The 17,298-nt window shown below is 76.0% G+C and carries 14 protein-coding genes, 1 pseudogene and 1 riboswitch; of the genes and pseudogenes, 7 read left to right on the top strand and 8 right to left on the bottom strand.

Annotated elements, in window-relative coordinates; genetic code table 11:
• Window positions 1-623 precede the first annotated feature (623 nt).
• From GCU69_RS03105 to GCU69_RS03095, 3 genes are all read right to left on the bottom strand, one after another.
• On the bottom strand, window positions 624-1,028 hold the full coding sequence (locus GCU69_RS03105; protein WP_098751482.1) for a DUF3040 domain-containing protein: 405 nt from the start codon (window positions 1,026-1,028) through the stop codon (window positions 624-626).
• A 282-nt stretch (window positions 1,029-1,310) separates the two neighbouring features.
• Window positions 1,311-2,081, bottom strand: coding sequence for a methyltransferase (locus GCU69_RS03100; protein WP_098751483.1), 771 nt, complete (start codon window positions 2,079-2,081; stop codon window positions 1,311-1,313).
• Between the two features lie 96 nt (window positions 2,082-2,177).
• The gene (locus tag GCU69_RS03095; RefSeq protein ID WP_098751484.1) at window positions 2,178-2,720 is read right to left on the bottom strand and encodes an SAV_6107 family HEPN domain-containing protein; all 543 of its coding nucleotides are present in this window, start codon (window positions 2,718-2,720) and stop codon (window positions 2,178-2,180) included.
• Window positions 2,721-2,949: 229 nt separating this feature from the next.
• Here GCU69_RS03095 and GCU69_RS32455 point away from each other — a divergent pair, with 229 nt between their 5' ends.
• From GCU69_RS32455 to GCU69_RS03075, 4 genes are all read left to right on the top strand, one after another.
• A complete protein-coding gene (locus GCU69_RS32455) occupies window positions 2,950-4,152 on the top strand; it encodes an ATP-binding cassette domain-containing protein (protein ID WP_170315766.1) in 1,203 nt (400 codons plus the stop codon).
• Entirely contained in the window at window positions 4,124-6,220 is a 2,097-nt protein-coding gene (locus GCU69_RS03085) for a YhgE/Pip domain-containing protein (RefSeq protein ID WP_156205063.1), read from the top strand. Before GCU69_RS32455 ends, GCU69_RS03085 begins: the two co-directional genes overlap by 29 nt.
• A 44-nt stretch (window positions 6,221-6,264) precedes the next feature.
• Window positions 6,265-6,873 carry a TetR/AcrR family transcriptional regulator gene (locus tag GCU69_RS03080; RefSeq protein ID WP_098751486.1) on the top strand — a complete coding sequence of 203 codons (609 nt, stop codon included), beginning with the start codon at window positions 6,265-6,267 and terminating at the stop codon, window positions 6,871-6,873.
• Window positions 6,874-7,714: 841 nt separating this feature from the next.
• Window positions 7,715-9,280, top strand: a complete 1,566-nt coding sequence (locus GCU69_RS03075; RefSeq protein ID WP_156205062.1) for a phytoene desaturase family protein — start codon at window positions 7,715-7,717, stop codon at window positions 9,278-9,280.
• Window positions 9,281-9,867: 587 nt separating this feature from the next.
• On the opposite strand, the gene GCU69_RS03070 is transcribed toward GCU69_RS03075, so the two are convergent.
• The 5 genes from GCU69_RS03070 to GCU69_RS03050 all read right to left on the bottom strand — a co-directional run bounded on the left by GCU69_RS03070 (window position 9,868) and on the right by GCU69_RS03050 (window position 14,445).
• Window positions 9,868-10,851, bottom strand: coding sequence for an SCO2102 family sporulation regulator (locus GCU69_RS03070; RefSeq protein WP_156205061.1), 984 nt, complete (start codon window positions 10,849-10,851; stop codon window positions 9,868-9,870).
• A gap of 30 nt (window positions 10,852-10,881) precedes the next feature.
• Window positions 10,882-11,799, bottom strand: a complete 918-nt coding sequence (gene metF / locus GCU69_RS03065) for a methylenetetrahydrofolate reductase [NAD(P)H] (RefSeq protein ID WP_156205060.1) — start codon at window positions 11,797-11,799, stop codon at window positions 10,882-10,884.
• A gap of 146 nt (window positions 11,800-11,945) precedes the next feature.
• Entirely contained in the window at window positions 11,946-12,602 is a 657-nt protein-coding gene (gene thiE / locus GCU69_RS03060; RefSeq protein WP_098751490.1) for a thiamine phosphate synthase, read from the bottom strand.
• A 157-nt stretch (window positions 12,603-12,759) separates the two neighbouring features.
• Complete coding sequence (locus tag GCU69_RS03055) at window positions 12,760-13,125, bottom strand: Rv2175c family DNA-binding protein (RefSeq protein ID WP_098751491.1); 366 nt, start codon at window positions 13,123-13,125, stop codon at window positions 12,760-12,762.
• A 69-nt stretch (window positions 13,126-13,194) separates the two neighbouring features.
• Window positions 13,195-14,445: an NAD(P)/FAD-dependent oxidoreductase gene (locus tag GCU69_RS03050; RefSeq protein ID WP_156205064.1), complete on the bottom strand. Its 1,251-nt coding sequence runs from the start codon at window positions 14,443-14,445 to the stop codon at window positions 13,195-13,197.
• A gap of 162 nt (window positions 14,446-14,607) precedes the next feature.
• A riboswitch (TPP riboswitch) is annotated at window positions 14,608-14,719 on the top strand.
• Here GCU69_RS03050 and thiO point away from each other — a divergent pair.
• The 3 genes and pseudogenes from thiO to GCU69_RS03035 form a co-directional block, all read left to right on the top strand.
• Window positions 14,717-15,922 (top strand): annotated as a pseudogene (gene thiO / locus GCU69_RS03045) (glycine oxidase ThiO); the annotation flags it as partial. Its footprint overlaps the riboswitch before it by 3 nt.
• Window positions 15,923-16,251: 329 nt before the next feature.
• Window positions 16,252-16,452 (top strand): sulfur carrier protein ThiS, encoded by a 201-nt coding sequence (thiS, locus tag GCU69_RS03040; RefSeq protein ID WP_098751493.1) that lies wholly within the window; start codon window positions 16,252-16,254, stop codon window positions 16,450-16,452.
• A gap of 4 nt (window positions 16,453-16,456) precedes the next feature.
• Entirely contained in the window at window positions 16,457-17,296 is an 840-nt protein-coding gene (locus GCU69_RS03035; RefSeq protein WP_156205059.1) for a thiazole synthase, read from the top strand.
• The last annotated feature ends 2 nt before the right edge of the window (window positions 17,297-17,298 follow it).

The raw sequence follows: 17,298 nt of genomic DNA, 5'->3' as shown, positions 1-17,298 counted from the left end.
CGGCCCGGCCGCGAACGCGGCTGAGCGGGACCGGCAGGAGCCGCGCGCGCACCGGGGTCCGGACGAACCCGGGCGGACCGGGATGTGCTGCGGACCGAGGTCCGGGCGGAGCCGGGGCCTCAGACGGGCCGGGCGGACCGGGCGGGCTTGACGGACCTGGCGGACCTGGCGGACCTGGCGGACCTGGCGGACCTGGCGGACCGAGTGGACCGGGTGGACCGGGGCCAGGGGCCAGGGGCCAGGGGCGGTACGGGGACGGGGCCGGTTGCCGGTCGCCATCCCGGCCGTGCCGCCCCGGTCGCGTGCCGCCCGGCCGTGCCACCGGCCGCCGTCGGCCACTCTGCCGTCCGTCGGCCGGAGCCGCCGGGACACGGAGCCGCGACCGCCGTCGCCCAAGCTCCGGGGCGGGCCGGGAACGGCCGGGGGTGGCCGGTGGTGGCGGGTGAGGGGGAAGGCCCCGGGAAAACGGATGAGAGGTGACCGCCGTCCGGCGGTCACCTCTCCTGGGAATCTTGAAGACGGGAATCCTGAAGACTCTGTCGAAGGCTCGTCGTCGCGTGAGAACTCGCTGTCGCGGGAAGGCTCGCTGCCGCGCTCAGCTGCGGCTCGGCTGCCGTCGAAGCTCAGTGGCCCTGTTCGTCACGGCGCCGCTGCCAGCGCTCTTCGATGCGGTTCATCATGGACCGGCGCTGCTTGGCCTGCCGACGGCTCGCCGGGCCGCCGGCGCCGGTATCACCCGCCTGCTGTTCACCCGGCTTGGGCGCCTTGCGCCAACCGGTGACGGCGAGCACGGCGCACCCCAGCATGACGAGGAATCCCACCACGCTGATCCAGATCTGCTGGGCGACCATTCCGGCCATGAGGAGCGCGATACCCACCAGAAAGCCCGCGACCGCTTGGTACACCCGGCGCCGGGTGTACGTCCGCAGCCCGCTTCCCTCAAGCGCTGTCGCGAACTTGGGATCTTCGGCGTACAGCGCTCGCTCCATCTGCTCGAGCATTCGCTGCTCGTGCTCCGAGAGCGGCACGGAGTCCTCCTACTCGTCGGTCGCGGGGGGCGACCGGGGTGCGACCCTTTCAAGGATAGGCAGGGATTCGCCCCCGTGAAACCCGCCCCTCTGCGCCAATTCCCATTTGCGGACCGCCACATCGGGTCAGGTCGCAGGGCATGTGTTCCCCTGACGCCCGTCCTTCATGCCGGACCGTGTTCCCTCGATCATACGGGGCAATGCCGCTGATCGGGTGAGGCTGTGGCCCACGGCATGTGCGAAGGGTGTGCCGGGCGACTCCGGAGGGTGTTCCCGCCCCGTTCAGCCGGAGTCGCGTTCGGCCAGGACGTGCAGTTGGCTGGCCACCGACCGGAAGGCCGGGAACTCCGCCACGGCCGCCTCCAGCCGGAGCAGGGCGTCCACGGCCCCCGGCTCGGTGTCCACGAGGGCGCCGGGAACGAGGTCCGCGAACACCCGGACCCCGTGCACCGCCCCGATGCCGAGACCGGCCGCCTCGACCAGCCCGGTCAGCTGCTCGGCGCTGAACCGGCGGGGCACCGGGTCCCCCTCGCCCCAGCGGCCGTCCGGGTCGCCGAGGGCCTGCCGGGCCTCGTCGAAGTGCCCGGCCAGCGCCCGCGCCAGCACGGCGCCGCCGAGCCCGGCGGCGAGCAGGCTGAGGGTGCCGGACGGGCGGAGCGCCGCGACCGCGTTGCGCACGCCCTCCGCGGGGTCGTCGACATACTCCAGGACGCCGTGGCACAGGACCGCGTCGTACCCTCCGCGCTCCGCGACCTCGAACAGGCCGTGCGCGTCGCCCTGGACGCCGCGCACCCGGTCGGCCACCCCGGCCTCGGCGGCGCGCCGCTCCAGGGCGAAGAGGGCGTTGGGGCTGGGGTCGACGACCGTGACGTGATGGCCGAGCCGGGCGACGGGCACCGCGAAATTGCCGGTGCCGCCTCCGGTGTCGAGGACGTCCAGGGCTTCGCGCCCGTCCCGGGCCGCGGCTTTCGTCCGGCGGTCCAGGGCCTCTCGGAGCACGTCCCAGACCACGGCGGTACGGAGAGAGGCGCGGGGGCGCATCGGGTCGGACACAGCGGGTGGCTCCTCGGCGCGGGACCGCCGCGGGGCGGCGGGTGGGGAACGGGTCGGTCGGCACTGCGGACGTCCCCACCCTATTGCCTCGCCCGGTCAGCCCGCGTCGGGCTCGGCCCCCGCCCCGGACCCCTCTCCGCGCGGCTGCGGAAGCACCGGCTGGAGCGCCAGCAGCCGCTCGACGATCCGCAGGAACATCCCGGCGTCACGGATCAGGTCGTCGGCGTCGCGGCTGCTCGCCGCGTCGGCTATGCCGGCCTCCGCGCGGGCCCTGCGGCTCGCGCCGGCGGCGAAGAGGGCACTCCATTCGGTCAGCTCCGGAGCCACCTCCGGCAGCACCTCCCAGGCGCTGCGGATCTGACGCCTGCGGCGCGGGGTGGGCTCGGGCCTGCCGCGGACCGCGAGCACCGCGGCGGCGGTACGCAGGGCGGCGAGATGGGCGGTGGCGAAGCGCTCGTTCGGAGTCGGGAGCTCCGCGGCCTCCTCCAGCCCGCTGCGGGCCTGGGCCAGCAGGCCCAGCGCCTCGGGCGGTGCCCCGGTCCGGCGCACCACGGGGTGGACATCGCTCGCGGGGCTGGTGGTCGCAGGTGCAGGGCCGGCGCTGCGGCGTCGGCGCGCTGCGGCGGACATGGTCGCCATGACGAACCTCCTGTCGTCGCGGACGGCCTCTGGGCCGTATGACCACATCGTGGGGCACACCACTGACAATCGCCGCGACCTGCGGTTTTTCACCCATGCCGGGGATGTCACCGACCCGGCGGAAGCGGCTTTCCGGAACCCGGCACGAGCCTCCCGGCGCTTGAGCGGCATACTTTTGTACTGACTGGTCAGTTCAAATTCTGCGAGAGGAACGGAAGGAGAGCCGGGAATGGACAGCTCCTCCCCCGCCGGCGCGGCGGTGTCGGCCACCGGTTTCGGTGTCCGCGGTCCGCGCGGCTGGGCCGTACGGGACATCACGTTCGAGGCGGAGCCCGGCGCGCTCGTGGCCGTCGAGGGCCCCTCCGGCTCCGGCCGCACCTGCCTGCTGCTGGCGCTCACCGGCCGGATGCGGGCGCATGCCGGACACGCCGAGATCGCGGGGCTGCGGCTCGCGGGCTCGGGGCGGGCCGGATCGCGGCGGGCGGGCCGGATGGCCGCCGTGCGCCGGCTGAGCGCACTGGGGCCCGTTCCCGGAGTGTCCGAGCTGGAGCCGTCGCTGACGGTCGCGGAGCATCTGCGGGAGCGCGCCCTGCTCCAGCGCCGCTTCGGCGGCTCACCGTTCGCGCTGCTGCGCCCCCGGGCCGAACGCGCGGCTGACATCCGCGAGCGCACCGGCACGGCCCTGCGGACGGCGGGACTCGACCCGGACACGCTGCCGAAGGGCGCGCGGACGGCCGTACGGGATCTGGACCGGCTGGAGTCGCTGCGGCTGTCGGTGGCGCTGGCGCTGGTCTCCCGGCCCCGGCTGCTGGCCGTCGACGACGCCGACCTCAAGCTGTCCGCGGCGGAGCGCACGGATGCCTGGGCGATGCTGCGCGGCGTCGCCGCCGCGGGCACGACGGTGCTGGCGGTGTGCGGCGAGGCGCCGGAGGACGCCGTCCGGGTGCGGACCGGCGCCGGGGACCGTACGCGACCGGAGCGGACGGGAGAGCCGGACGAGCGGGCCGCGGGACCGCGCGGGCGGGCCGGAAAGCCTGACGAGCAGGCCGTCGGACCACGCGCGCAGACCGGAAAGCCGGACGAGCAGGCCGGGAAACCGGAGGGCACGCGGCACACCGACCGGGCGGACCGCACAGGCAGCGCAGGCAGCCCGGAACAATCCCGACGAGCAGACGGGACGAGCCCCGCGGACAGAACCTACCCCGCTGACCGAACCGGACGAGCAGACCGGGCAAGCCCCGCGGACCGAACCGACCCCGCGAACGGAACCGGCCTCGCGGACCGAACCGACCCGGCGGACCCGGCCGACCCCACGGACCGTCCGGACCCGCCACACCGTCCGGACCCGGCACCCGGCACCGCACGGCACGAAGCGAACGGAACCGGAAAGGGGGCGGCCTCCGGTGCGTTCGCCGAAACTCGCCGCGCTTGAGCTGAAGCGGTTCGGCAGGGGCCGGCTGCCCCGGGCGGCGCTCGCCGCCCTGCTGCTGCTCCCGCTGCTCTACGGCGCGCTCTACCTGTGGTCCTTCTGGGACCCGTACGGCCGTCTCGACAAGCTCCCGGTCGCCCTGGTGAACGCCGACCGGGGCGCCACCGCCGACGGGGAGCGGATCACGGCGGGCGACACCATCGCCGAGGGCCTGCGCGACAGCGGTGTCTTCGACTGGCACGAGGTCGGCGCCGCCGAGGCGCGCGACGGTGTCGAGAACGGCCGCTACTACCTGTCGCTGACCGTCCCGGCCGACTTCAGCGAACGCGTCGCGTCCAGCTCCGGCGACAGCGGGGGCACGCCCGGGACAGCGGCGCTGCGCGTGCGCACCAACGACGCCAACAACTACGTCGTCGGCCAGATCTCCCGGACCGTCTTCTCCGAGGTGCGCGCGTCGGCCTCGGCGGACACGGCCCGTTCCTTCCTCGACAGGATCTTCGTCTCGTTCTCCGACATCCACGGGGCCACGGAGAAGGCGGCGAAGGGCGCCGACGACCTGGACGAGGGCATCGGGAAGGCCCACAGGGGCGCCGGTGACCTGGCCGAGGGGCTGACCGAGGCCAAGAAGGGCAGCGGCAAGCTGAAGAAGGGCCTGCGCACGCTCGACAGCCGCGCGGACGACCTGGAGAAGGGCGCCGGCCGGGTGGCGGACGGCACCGGGGAGCTGGCGGACAAGGCGGCGAAGGCAGCCGGGGTGGTGCCGTTCCTCAAGGAGAACGGCGACGAGATCGGCCGGGTCTCCGGGGTGGTCGCCGACACGGCGGGAACCGTCCGCGAGCGTCTGGCCGACCTCCCCTCCCCCACCACGGCGGACCGGCTCGCGGAGGACTCCCGGGAGGCCGAGGACTTCCTCGCGGCCGACCACGAGGAGCGCTGCGAGGGCACGCTCACTCCGGACGCCGCCTGCCCGCGGCTCGCGAAGGCCGCCGAGGCGGCCGGGACGGCGGCCGGTGCCGCGGAGAACGTCCGGGCCCTCGTACGGAACGAGGACGGCGAGCTGGACCGGCTCGACCGCGAACTCGGCACCGTGCAGACCTGGGCGCGGAAGCTGGAGCGGAAGGCTCCCGGTCTCTGGAAGGACGTGGACGCCGCGGTCAAGAAGATCGACAAGCTGGACGAGGGCGCGAAGAAGGTGGCCGCCGGCGCGGACGCCATGCACACCGGGCTGACGACCGCGAAGGACGGGGCCACCGGACTCGACACCGGGGTGCGCACCCTCTCCACCGGCGCGAACGGCCTCGACGGCGGCCTGGTCGAGCTGGTGGACGGATCCGGTGAGCTGGCCGGGGGGCTGCACGACGGCGCCCGGAAGATCCCGGACTACGACGAGCGGGACCGGGACGCCCGTACGGAGGTGATGGCCGACCCCGTGCGGCTCGCGGCCGAGTCGCTGCACCGGGCGCCGAACTACGGCACGGGCTTCGCGCCGTACTTCGTCCCGCTGTCCCTGTGGGTCGGGGCCATGGTCGCGTACATGCTGATCCGGCCGCTGAACCGGCGGGCGCTGGCGGCGGGGGCGTCGTCCTGGCGCGTCGCGCTGGCCGGCTGGCTGCCGGTCGCGGCGCTCGGGGTGCTCCAGACCGCCGCGCTGCTGTCCGTGCTGCACTGGGGACTCGGGCTGCGGCCGGTCCGGGCGGCCGGGACGGCCGGCTTCCTGCTGCTGGTCACGGCGTGCTTCGCGGCGCTCGTGCAGTGGCTGAACGCCCGCTTCGGCCCGGCCGGCCGCATCCTGGTGCTGGCGCTGCTGATGCTCCAGCTGACCTCGGCCGGCGGCACCTATCCGGTGGAGACCAGCCCCGGGTTCTTCAACGCCGTGCATCCGTTCCTGCCGATGACCCACGTGGTCGAAGGGCTGCGCCGGCTGGTCACCGGAGGCGGACTCGGGCCGGTCTGGCAGGGCTGCGCGGTCCTCACCGCCCACACCCTGGGCGCACTGGCGCTGACCGCCTGGTCCGCCCGGCGGCAGCAGGTGTGGACGCCCGCCCGGCTGCATCCGGAGCTGAGCCTGTGAGCCCCGTCACCCGGCACCGTCCCGCACCGGGCAGAATCGGCGCCATGGACAGCAGCACCCGCCGCCGGGCCACCCGCAGCAAGCTCTACGACGCCGCCGTCACGCTCATCGCCGAGAAGGGCTTCTCGGCCACCTCCGTCGAGGAGATCGCCGAGCGTGCCGGGGTGGCGAAGGGCACCGTCTACTACAACTTCGCCAGCAAGAACGAGCTGTTCGAGGAGTTGCTGCGGCACGGCGTCGGGCTGCTGACGGCCTCGTTGCAGCAGGCGGCGGACGAGACGGCGGAGCGCGGCGGCAGCCGGGTGGACGCGCTCGACGCCATGATCCGGGCCGGGCTGGTGTTCATCGACCGCTATCCGGCCTTCAGCCAGCTGTACGTGGCCGAACTCTGGCGCACCAACCGCACCTGGCAGTCGACGCTGCTGGTGGTGCGGCAGCAGGCGGTCGCGGTGGTGGAGACGGTGCTCCGCGAGGGCGTGGCGGCCGGTGAGCTGAGCGAGGAGATCGACGTGCCGCTCACGGCGGCGGCCCTGGTCGGCATGGTGCTCGTCGCGGCCCTGGACTGGCAGGCCTTCCAGCCGGAACGGTCCCTGGACGACGTGCACGCCGCGCTGTCCCGGCTGCTCCAGGGACGGGTCGCGGGAGGGGCCTGAACGGCGGGCCGCCCGAGCGGCGGGGGCCGGGCGGCAAGGGGTTGAACGGCGAGCCCGGGCGCCGGGGGCCGGGGATGGGGCCGGGCCCGGGAAACGGAACGAGCCCGGGCGGTGGGGGCTGAGCGGCACGAGCCCGAGCCGCGGGAGCCCGAGCGACGGGATCCCGAGCCGCGGGGGTCCGAGCGGCGGGAGCCCGAGCCGCGGGACCAGTCCGGGGTCGGCCGGAGGGACACGGTCCGCGCGACGGGCGTGGCCCGTCACACGAGACCGGGCGGCGGTCGCGCGCGGGACACCGGGCTCGGACTCGCACCCGGGCGGTTCCCGGACGCACGCGGCCCCGGAGGTATGCGGCCGGACCCACCTGGCGGACGCATCTGGCCGCCCCGGACGCACGTGTGCCGCCCCGGACGCACGTGTGCCGGCCCGGTCCGGCGCGATCCCCCGTCGCGCCGAACCGGACCGGCGTTCCCCCGTCCCCCGTCCCCGTGCTCCCGGCGGGAGCTTCCCCCCGGGGACTCCCCCGGGTCTCCCCGGTGAAGCTCCCCCGTGGTGCTCCCTCCGGGCTTCAGAGGTGCCGGCCGTTCCGCCGCCCCGTGTCGGCGGTGCCGCTCGGCCCCTCTTCCGTGACCCCCACTCTTCCGCCCCGCGGGCCCCCGGCCCATCCGCGCGGATACTCAACCGCGCGCTGGGTGCGCGTACTCAGCCGCTGGGTCGCCGTCGCCGGGCGCGGATACCCAGTCCCGGCGGCCCGGCGGGACCGGCGGAGGCCCGCGGCACGGGACTGCGGCCCGGGCCGGAGGCCCCGGCGGGGCCGTTCCGGAACGCGGATAGGGTCTCGGCCATGGCGAGAATTGCGGTGATCGGGGCAGGAGCGGGCGCGATGGCGGCCGCCGCCCGGCTGGCCGTGGCCGGGCACCGGGTGACGGTGCACGAGCGCACGGAGACGTACGGCGGGGCCGTCCGCCGGTTCGAACGGGACGGCTTCGCCTTCGACACCGGGCCGGGCCTGCTGCATCTGCCCGCCGTGTACCGCGACCTGTTCGTGAAGACCGGCAAGGAGCCGCTGGAGCGCTGCGTCGAGCTGACCCAGGTGGACCCGGCGAGCCGGCACGTCTTCACCGACGGCACCGCGCTCTCGCTGCCCAACGCCTCCCGGGCCGGCGTCGTACGCGCCCTGGACGAGGCGCTCGGCGCGGGCACCGGGGCGCGCTGGAGCGATCTGCTGGGACGCGCCCGGAAGGCCTGGGACGCGACCCGGCGGCCGCTGCTGGAGGAACCGCTGCGGCCGGGCGCCGGCGAGCGGAGGGCGCTGGGCCGCGATCCGTACCCGGCGGCTCCGGGCCGCCGTTGGCCGCTGCCGCGCGGACGGCGCCCGCGGACGCTGGCGGAGCTGGCCCGGCGCGAGCTGCGGGATCCGCGGGCCGCCGCCCTGCTGGAGAGCTACGCCCTCGGTCACGGCTTCGATCCCCGTGCCGTGCCGGCGGGCGCGGCCGTGCTGCCGTATCTGGAGCAGACCTTCGGCAGCTGGTACGTGCGGGGCGGCATGCGGGCGCTGGCGGAGGCCCTGTACGAACGCTGCCGGGCCCGCGGGGTGGAGTTCGTGTTCGGTTCCGAGGTGACCGGGGTGGCGCTCGACGGCGGGCGGGCGGCCGGTCTCACGTTGGCGGGCGGCGGGACGGCCGACGCCGATGTCGTGCTGTCCGGGATCGACGCCCGGCGGCTGTACGGGGAACTGCTGCCGCCGGAACACGCGGCGGCGCTGCCGGAGCACCCCGGGCACTCCCGCTTCACCGTGCTGCTGGCGCTGCGCGGCCCGCGCCCGGAGGGCACCGCGCACCGCACGGTGGCGCACGCGGCCGACCGCGCCGCGGAGCTGGCCGGGCTGGACGGGGACACCGGCCGCCGGGGCGGGGCCGGTGCCGTCACGGTCACCGTGCTGCGACCGGACGACCCGGCGCTGCGCCCCGACGACGGGCACGAGACGGCCGTGCTGTCGGTGACCGTGCCCGCGCACGCCCCGGCCGGCGTGGGGTCGCCGGGGCACGCGTCGCCGGGGCACGGGGTCGACTGGACGGCGGAGGGCCGGGCGGAGCGGTTCGCGGACGTCGTGCTGGCCGCCGCCGAACGGGCGGAACCGGGCCTCGCCGAGCGGGTGCTGTGGCGCGAGCTGCGGACGCCCGCCGACGTGGAGCGGGAGACGGGGGCGCCCGGCGGCTGTGTGCCGGGACCGGCGCTCGCGGGCGCGGGGGGCGCGTTTCTGCGGGCGGACAACCGCGCGGCTCCGGCGGGGCTGTATCTGGCGGGCGGATCGGCGCATCCGGGCGGCGGGCTCGCGCACGCCGGGATGTCCGGGGCACTGGCCGCCGGGCTGATCACGCACGGCGACGACTGGCGCGGCTCGGAATGACCCGCTCGGAACGCGGCGGGCACGACGCCCGGGCGCGGCCAGGAAGGACGGGCGCGGTCCGCAGTCATCCGGCGCGGCCCGGACCGACCGGCGCACCCCGGCACAACCGCCGCGCCCCGGAACGACCCGCGCACCCCGGCACAACCGCCGCGCCCCGGAACGACCCGCGCCGCCCACAGCAACCCGACACGGCCCGGAATGACCGACACGGCCCGCAGTGATCCCGCGCGGCCCGCCGCCGCGGCCCGGAAGAACCCGCGCCGCCCACAGCCACCCGGCACAGCCCGGAATGACCAGCACGGCCGGCAGTGACCCAGCGCGGCCCGGACCGACCGGCGCACCCCGGCACAACCGCCGCGCCCCGGAACGACCCGCGCCGCCCGCAGCACCCCGGCGCGCGCGGCTCGCAATGACCGAGGCCGCTCGGGACGACCCCGCGGGCCCCCGAGTCGGCGCGGCGTCCCGGCTTCCGTGCCTGCCGCGTGGCACCGGGCCCCTCCGCCCGTGCCGAGGCGGCCGGCCCCGGCAGCGGCGGCGCCCGCCGCCCCCTCGGCAGCGGTCCCGTCCCCGGGCCGCCCGCGCCGCCGTCAGTAGCGGTACTGCTGCTCGTCGTAGTCGCTGCTGTAGCCGGGCGGTGCCTGGTACGGGTACGGCTGCTGCACGGGCGGATCGGCGGGCGGCTGCGGATAGCCGTAGCCCGGGTCGCGCTGCTGCGGGACCCAGACGCCGCCGGGCGGGGTGTCGGGGTGCTGCGCGGCGTACGGGTCTCCGGCGTACGGGTCGGCGCCGTACGTCTGCGCCGGGTACGGGTCCGCGGGGTAGGAGGGGTCGGGGGCGCCGTACGGCTGGCCGCCGTACTGCTGGCCGCCGTAGGGCGCGTAGCCCTGGTCGTACTGCTGGCTGCCGATGTACGGGTCGGAGTAGGGGGCGTAGCCCTGCTCGGTCTGCTGGTCGTATCCGCCCGGGTAGCCGCCGGTGTCGTAGCCGGTCTGCCAGCTCGCGGCGGCCGCGTCGTGCTGGACGTAGCTGCCGTAGCCGTCGTCGTAGCCCGCGAAGCCCCCGGTGTCGGCCCGGCCGCCGGGCACCCCGGCCGCCGCGGCGGGGCGGTCGCCGAAGTGCGGGTCGCCGTAGCCGGAGCCGCGGTAGACGCCGTACTCCCCGGTGTCGTCGGGCATCGGCTCCAGCCGGTGCACGGGCTCGTCCGGGCCTGCCGGGTAGCCTCCCTGCCCGGGTACGGACTCCTCGATCCCGGAGACCTCCAGCGTCGGCTCCGCCGAGGGAGCGGTGCCCTCCTTGCGCCGCCGGCTCGCGCCGGGCTTGCCGCCGATCGCCCAGCCGGTGGAGAAGCCGCGCCGGAAGGAGAGCGTGACGTACGTCTGGCCGACCGCGAAGGCCATCGCGCCGACGGCGATCACCACGACCGAGGGCATCAGCACGCCGACGACCACGCCGGAGAAGCCGGCGAAGGCCAGCACCCGCCAGCGCAGCCTGGCCTTGTACTGCAGCAGCACCTCGCCGAGCAGCCAGAGCGCGACGACCCCGAATGCGATGTAAAGGACCGTCCAGCCCATGTGCCGCCCCGCTTCCGCCGCTGCCGGCCGTCAGGGCCGCTGGTGCAGCCCCAGGTTCTCGTAGATCTCCAGTGTTGCCGTGGAGTGGTTCAGGGTAATGAAGTGCAGCCCGGGGATGCCCTCAGCCATCAACCGCGCGCACAGCTCCGTGGCGTACTCGATGCCAATGGAGCGTACAGCGGCCGCGTCGTCTTTGACCGCGAGGATCCGGTCGGCCAGCTCCGGCGGGAAGGTGGCGTTGCTCAGCTGGGCGAAGCGCTCGATCTGCCGGACGTTGGTGACCGGCATGATCTCGGGGATGATCGGGGTCTCGCAGCCCGCCGCCGCGACGCGGTCCCGCAGCCGCAGGTAGTCGTCGGCGTAGAAGAACATCTGGGTGATCGCGAAGTCCGCGCCGGCCCGGCACTTGTCGACGAAGTGACGTACGTCGCTCTCCCAGTCGGTGGAGCGCGGGTGCATCTCGGGGAACGCCGCGACACCGACGCAGAAGTCGCCCGACTCCTTGATGAGCCGGACGAGGTCGGCGGCGTAGCCGACCCCCTGCGGATGTCGTACCCACTCGCCCATCGGGTCGCCGGGCGGGTCGCCGCGCACCGCGAGCATGTTGCGGATGCCCGCGTCGGCGTACTGGCCGATGACGTTGCGCAGCTCGGCCACGGAGTGGTTGACCGCGGTGAGGTGGGCGACCGGGGTGAGTGTGGTGTCGGTCGCGATGCGCTCCGTGGCGCGAACGGTGCCCTCGCGGGAGGAGCCGCCTGCCCCGTAGGTCACGGACACGAAGGTCGGGGCGACCGCCTCGATCCGGCGGATGGCCTTCCACAGGGTCCGCTCGCCCTTCTCGGTCTTCGGCGCGGCGAACTCGAAGGAGTACGACTGCTTGCCGGAAGCGAGGAGGTCACGCACGGTGTGTGCGTGGTCGGTGCGGGTGGAAGGGGTGCCGAGGGCCATGTCGGCAGGTTAACCAGCGGTTCCGCGGGCACCCAACCGTGTCCAGCACTCGGACAGCCCGACGGGTACGCCGGCGGGGCCCGCGCGGACGCCGGGCGGCGGCCCCGGGGGCGCGGCGCCCGCCGCGGCGGGGAGCGTGCCGCCCGTCACAGGGGCCGTGCACGCAGCCGGGCGGCCAGTCCCGCCGCCGCCGCGCCCGGGTCGTCGGCCTCGGTGACGGCGCGCACGACCACGACCCGCCGGGCCCCGGCGTCCAGCACCTGGTCGAGATTGCCCGCGTCGATGCCGCCGATGGCGAACCAGGGGCGTCCGGCGCCGCGGGAGGCGGCGTGCCGGACCAGGTCCAGGCCGGGGGCGTGCCGCCCGGGCTTGGTGGGGGTCGGCCAGCAGGGGCCGGTGCAGTAGTAGTCGGCGCCGGGCTCCCCGGCGGCGGCGTCCGCCTCCGCCGCGCTGTGCGTGGAGCGGCCGATCAGCGGGGCGTCCCCGATGACGGCCCGGGCCGCGGGCACGGGCAGGTCGCCCTGGCCCAGGTGGAGCACGTCGGCGCCGGCGGCGTGCGCGACGTCGGCGCGGTCGTTGACGGCGAGCAGCTTGCCGTGCCGCCGGCAGGCGTCGGCGAAGACCTCCAGGTGTTCGAGTTCTTCGCGGGCTTCCATGCCCTTGTCGCGCAGTTGCACGATGTCGACCCCGCCGGAGAGGGCGGCGTCGAGGAAGGCGGGCAGGTCGCCCTGGCGCCTGCGGGCGTCGGTGCAGAGGTAGAGCCGGGCGTCGGCGAGCCGCGCGGCGGCGTCGGCGGTGGGCATGCGGGTCCCCCGGTCGGCGGCGCGCGGCCCGGCTGTCGGGGCGGCCGGGTCGCGCGCCGCGGGTGGTCGTTCCGAAATTCTTCGCGGTCCGGCCGGCTTTCCGGCGGTCCGCCCGGCTGTTCCGGCGGCCCGTCGGTGCCGGGTCAGAACTGCCGGGTCAGACGGCGAGCGCCTGGGCCCGGCGCTTCACCTCCGTGCCGCGATTCTCGCTGAGCGCCTGCGCGGGGGTGCCGGGCAGGGTGGGATCGGGGGTGAAGAGCCACTCCAGCATCTCCTCGTCCGTGAACCCGTCGTCCTTGAGGAGGGTCAGGGTGCCGGCGAGGCCCTTGACGACCCGGTCCCCGGAGATGAAGGCGGCCGGCACCTGGAGCACACGGTTCTCGCCGCGGCGCACGGCGATCAGCTGGCCTTCCTTGACCAGCTGCCGGACGCGGGTCACTTCGACGCCGAGCCGTTCGGCGATGTCGGGAAGGGTGAGCCAGTCGGAAACGAGCGCTTCGGTCTTCGTGTCAATCTCGGTCACGTCACCAGACTGCCATCCGGGACCGACAGCCGGTAGCTCGGCACGGCCGGTCGTCCGCCGTTCCGCAGCTCAGGCGGCCGCCGACTTCAGCGGAACGGACGGATCCGCGGCCCGCTCCGGGTCCAGCCGCGCACCGGCGCCGATCAGTTTCCGGCCCTGCGCCAGGTCCCGCGGGCGGCCGACGGCGAGCAGCGCGACGAGCGTTCCCTCCCGCAGCCAGCAGACCGACCAGGAGGCGTTCCCCGGGTCGCCGCGCCACACCATCCGGTCGGCGCCGGCGTGGTGGCCCGCGTACTGCACGAAGCGGCCGAACTGCTCCGACCAGAAGTAGGGCACCGGGTCGTACCGGGGCACCTCGGCGCCGCCCCGCACGATGTGTGCGGCCACCGCGGCGGGCCCCTGGAGCGCGTTGTCCCAGTGGTGCACCAGCAGCCGTTCGCCGTAGCGCGCGGAGGGGAACGACGCGCAGTCCCCGGCCGCGTAGACGTCCGGCACGGTGGTGCGCAGCCTGTCGTCGGCCCGTACGGCGCCGCCCTCGCAGAGTTCGACGCCGGAGCCCGCGAGCCAGCCGGTGGCGGGGCGGGCGCCGATCCCCACGACCACGGCGCCGGCCCGGATCCGGGAGCCGTCCGCCAGCAGGACGGCCCCGGGTTCGACGGCCGCGACCCGGGAGCCGGTGAGCAGCCGGGCGCCGCTCTCGGCGTACCAGCCGGCCATCCGTTCGGCGACCTCCGCGGGGAGCGCCCCGGCCAGCGGCCGGTCGGCGGCCTCGACGACGGTGACCGGGCAGCCCGCCTCGCGCGCGGCGGTGGCGAACTCCGCACCGATCCAGCCCGCCCCGACCACCACGACCTCCCGCTGGGCGGCCAGGACGGGACGCAGCCGCAGCGCGTCGTCCAGGGTGCGCAGCATGTGCACGCCGGGCGCGGTCTCCCCGCCGGGCAGCGGGACGGGTTCGGCACCGGTGGCGATGACCAGCCGGTCGTACGGCACGGTGCCCTCGGCGGTCACCAGGTGCCGCTCCGCGGGCCGCAGCGCGGTGACATGCCGGCCGAGCAGCAGTTCGACACCGAGGGCGGCGAAGTCGACGTCGAACGTGGCCGGGCTCTCCGGTCCCCCCGGTCCGGGGTGCGCCTCGGCCGCGCCGAGCAGCACGGCCTTGGACAACGGCGGCCGGTCGTACGGCCGGTGCGGCTCGGCGCCCAGCAGGGTGATCGTGCCCGGCCAGCCCTCCTCGCGCAGGGCGACCGCGGTCTGCACCCCGGCCATTCCCGCCCCGACGATCACGACTCTCCGCTGTGCCCGGCTGTCCTCGCTCACGCTCACCCGGTCACTCTAGGACGGCCCCGGTGCCGCTGCCGGTGACGCCGGGCGAGACTCCGCGCACACCGCCCGCGTGCGGGGGCGCCCCCGGTGCGGCGGCGGGACGCCCGCGGGACGCTCCTTGCCGGTGTTCACCGCGGGCGCGTTAGGCTGGCGGCGCAGAGCACTCGCGGGAGCCCGGAGGACCGGGCTGAGAGGGAGGCCGGGCCGCCTCCGACCGTACGAACCTGATCCGGGTCATGCCGGCGAAGGGAGGGGCTGGACGCCCATGCACACCTCGGAAGACACACCCCCGGGAGACCCGCCGGGGAACACTCCTGCCGGCGCGGCCGGCGGCGCGCGGCACACCGCGGACGTCCTGGTGGTGGGCGGCGGGATCATCGGCCTCGTCACCGCCTGGCGGGCCGCGCAGCGCGGGATGGACGTCGCGGTCGCCGACCCGGACCCGGCCGGAGGTGCCGCCGGGGTCGCGGCCGGCATGCTGGCGGCCGTCACCGAGCTGCACTACGGCGAGGAGGCGCTGCTCGGCCTCAACCTCGCCTCGGCGCGCCGCTATCCGGACTTCGCGGCGGAGCTGACGGAGGCGAGCGGGCAGGACATCGGCTACCGCGCCTGCGGCACCCTCGCCGTCGCGCTCGACGCGGACGACCGGGCGCATCTGCGCGAGTTGCACACCCTCCAGCTCGCGCACGGCCTCGACGCGGAGTGGCTGAGCGGGCGCGAGTGCCGCCGTCTGGAGCCCATGCTGGCGCCCGGCGTGCGCGGCGGGCTGCACGCGCGCGGCGACCACCAGTGCGACCCCCGCAGGCTCGCGGCGGCGCTGCTGCGCGCCTGTGAGCGCGCCGGGGTGGTGCTCCACCGGCTGCGCGCCGAGCGGCTGTCGGTGGCGCGGGGCCGGGCGACCGGGGCGGTGCTGGCCGACGGCACCGAGGTCGCGGCGGGCAGCACCGTACTGGCGGCGGGCAGCCTCAGCGGGCGGCTCGGCGGCGTACCGGAGGAGGCCGTGCCGCCGGTGCGCCCCGTGAAGGGCCAGGTGCTGCGCGTCCGGGTACCTCCGCGGTACGCGCCGTTCCTGTCCCGGACCGTACGGGCCGTGGTCCGCGGCGGGCACGTCTACCTGGTGCCGCGCGAGAACGGCGAGCTGGTCGTCGGCGCCACCAGTGAGGAACTCGGCTGGGACACCACGGTCACCGCGGGCGGCGTGTACGAACTGCTGCGCGACGCGCACGAGTTGGTGCCCGGCATCACCGAACTCCCGCTGACCGAGACCCGGGCCGGGCTGCGTCCCGGCTCCCCCGACAACGCTCCGCTGCTCGGCCCCTCCGCGCTGCCCGGCCTGCTGCTGGCGACCGGGCACCACCGCAACGGCGTGCTGCTCACCCCGGTCACGGGCGACGCGATGGCCGAGGTCCTGGCCACGGGCCGGGTGCCGGAGGAGGCGCGTCCGTTCACACCGCTGCGCTTCCCGGCGGCGGGGCGGTCCGGGGGCCGCCCGGCGGCAGCGCCCTCCGGCGCCTCCGGGAACGACCCGGCCGGCGGCTCCGCCGGCGCCCCGCCCGGGGCCCGGAACGATCCGGCGGGATCCGCGGCGTCCGCCCCCGGAACGGCCGGCTCCGCAGCGGCCGACCCCGGAACGGCCGGGTCCGCGGCGTCCGCGCCGGGAACGGCGGCGGCCCGGCGGCGGGAGCTGTCCGCATGAGACCGGCCGGGACCCGTACGAAGCCGGCCGGGGCCTCCGCGGCGCCCCGGCGAACGGACCGCCGCGGCCGCATCATCTCGATCCCCGCGAAAGGAGGGCCGTCCGTGACCCTGTCCGTGAACGGCGAGCCCCGTGAGTTCCCCGACGGCACCACGCTGGACGGTGTCGTCGCCGGCCTGACCCGGGCCCCGTCCGGGGTCGCCGCCGCCGTCAACGAAGCCGTCGTGCCGCGTGCCGAGTGGGCCGCGACCACCCTCGGCCACGGCGACCGGGTCGAAATCCTCACCGCGGTCCAGGGAGGCTGAACCGATGACCACCACCGCACCCGGCCCCGGCGCGCCCGCGGCCGCGGCCGCCGCCGACCCCTTCGTGCTCGGCGGCCGGACGTTCTCCTCCCGGCTGATCATGGGCACCGGCGGCGCGCCGAGCCTGGACGTGCTGGAACGCTCCCTGGTCGCCTCCGGCACCGAGCTGACGACCGTGGCGATGCGCCGGCTGGACCCGACCGTGCAGGGGTCCGTGCTGTCCGTGCTCCAGCGGCTGGACATCGCCGTGCTGCCGAACACCGCGGGCTGTTTCACCGCGGGCGAGGCGGTGCTCACCGCCCGGCTCGCCCGCGAGGCGCTGGGGACCGACTGGGTCAAGCTGGAGGTCGTCGCCGACGAGCGCACCCTGCTGCCGGACCCGGTGGAGCTGCTGGACGCCGCCGAGACGCTCGTCGACGACGGCTTCACGGTGCTGCCGTACACCAACGACGACCCGGTGCTCGCCCGCAGGCTGGAGGACGCGGGGTGCGCGGCGATCATGCCGCTGGGCTCCCCGATCGGGTCCGGGCTCGGCATCCGCAACCCGCACAACTTCCAGCTGATCACCGAGCGCGCCGGGGTGCCGGTGGTGCTCGACGCGGGCGCGGGCACGGCGTCGGACGCGGCCCTGGCGATGGAGCTGGGCTGCGACGCGGTGATGCTGGCGTCGGCCGTGACCCGGGCCAGGGAGCCCGCGCTGATGGCGGAGGCGATGCGGCACGCGGTGGCGGCGGGCCGTCTCGCCCGGCGCGCGGGCCGCATCCCGCGCCGCCACTTCGCGGAGGCGTCCTCGCCCGTGGAAGGCGTCGCGGCGCTGGACCCGGAGCGCCCGGCCTTCGGCTGAGG

The sequence above is a fragment of the Streptomyces lycii genome (assembly GCF_009735685.1).
Classification (GTDB): Bacteria; Actinomycetota; Actinomycetes; order Streptomycetales; family Streptomycetaceae; genus Streptomyces; species Streptomyces lycii.
This window is presented reverse-complemented; position numbering and strand designations above follow the sequence as displayed.

Coding starts and splice junctions, on each gene's coding strand:
- GCU69_RS03095 (WP_098751484.1), bottom strand. CDS start 2,720: ATGGCGACCATGTCCGCCGCAGCGCGCCGACGCCGCAGCGCCGGCCCT.
- GCU69_RS32455 (WP_170315766.1), top strand. CDS start 2,950: ATGGACAGCTCCTCCCCCGCCGGCGCGGCGGTGTCGGCCACCGGTTTC.
- GCU69_RS03080 (WP_098751486.1), top strand. CDS start 6,265: ATGGACAGCAGCACCCGCCGCCGGGCCACCCGCAGCAAGCTCTACGAC.
- GCU69_RS03075 (WP_156205062.1), top strand. CDS start 7,715: ATGGCGAGAATTGCGGTGATCGGGGCAGGAGCGGGCGCGATGGCGGCC.
- GCU69_RS03070 (WP_156205061.1), bottom strand. CDS start 10,851: ATGGGCTGGACGGTCCTTTACATCGCATTCGGGGTCGTCGCGCTCTGG.
- metF (WP_156205060.1), bottom strand. CDS start 11,799: ATGGCCCTCGGCACCCCTTCCACCCGCACCGACCACGCACACACCGTG.
- thiE (WP_098751490.1), bottom strand. CDS start 12,602: ATGCCCACCGCCGACGCCGCCGCGCGGCTCGCCGACGCCCGGCTCTAC.
- GCU69_RS03035 (WP_156205059.1), top strand. CDS start 16,457: ATGACCACCACCGCACCCGGCCCCGGCGCGCCCGCGGCCGCGGCCGCC.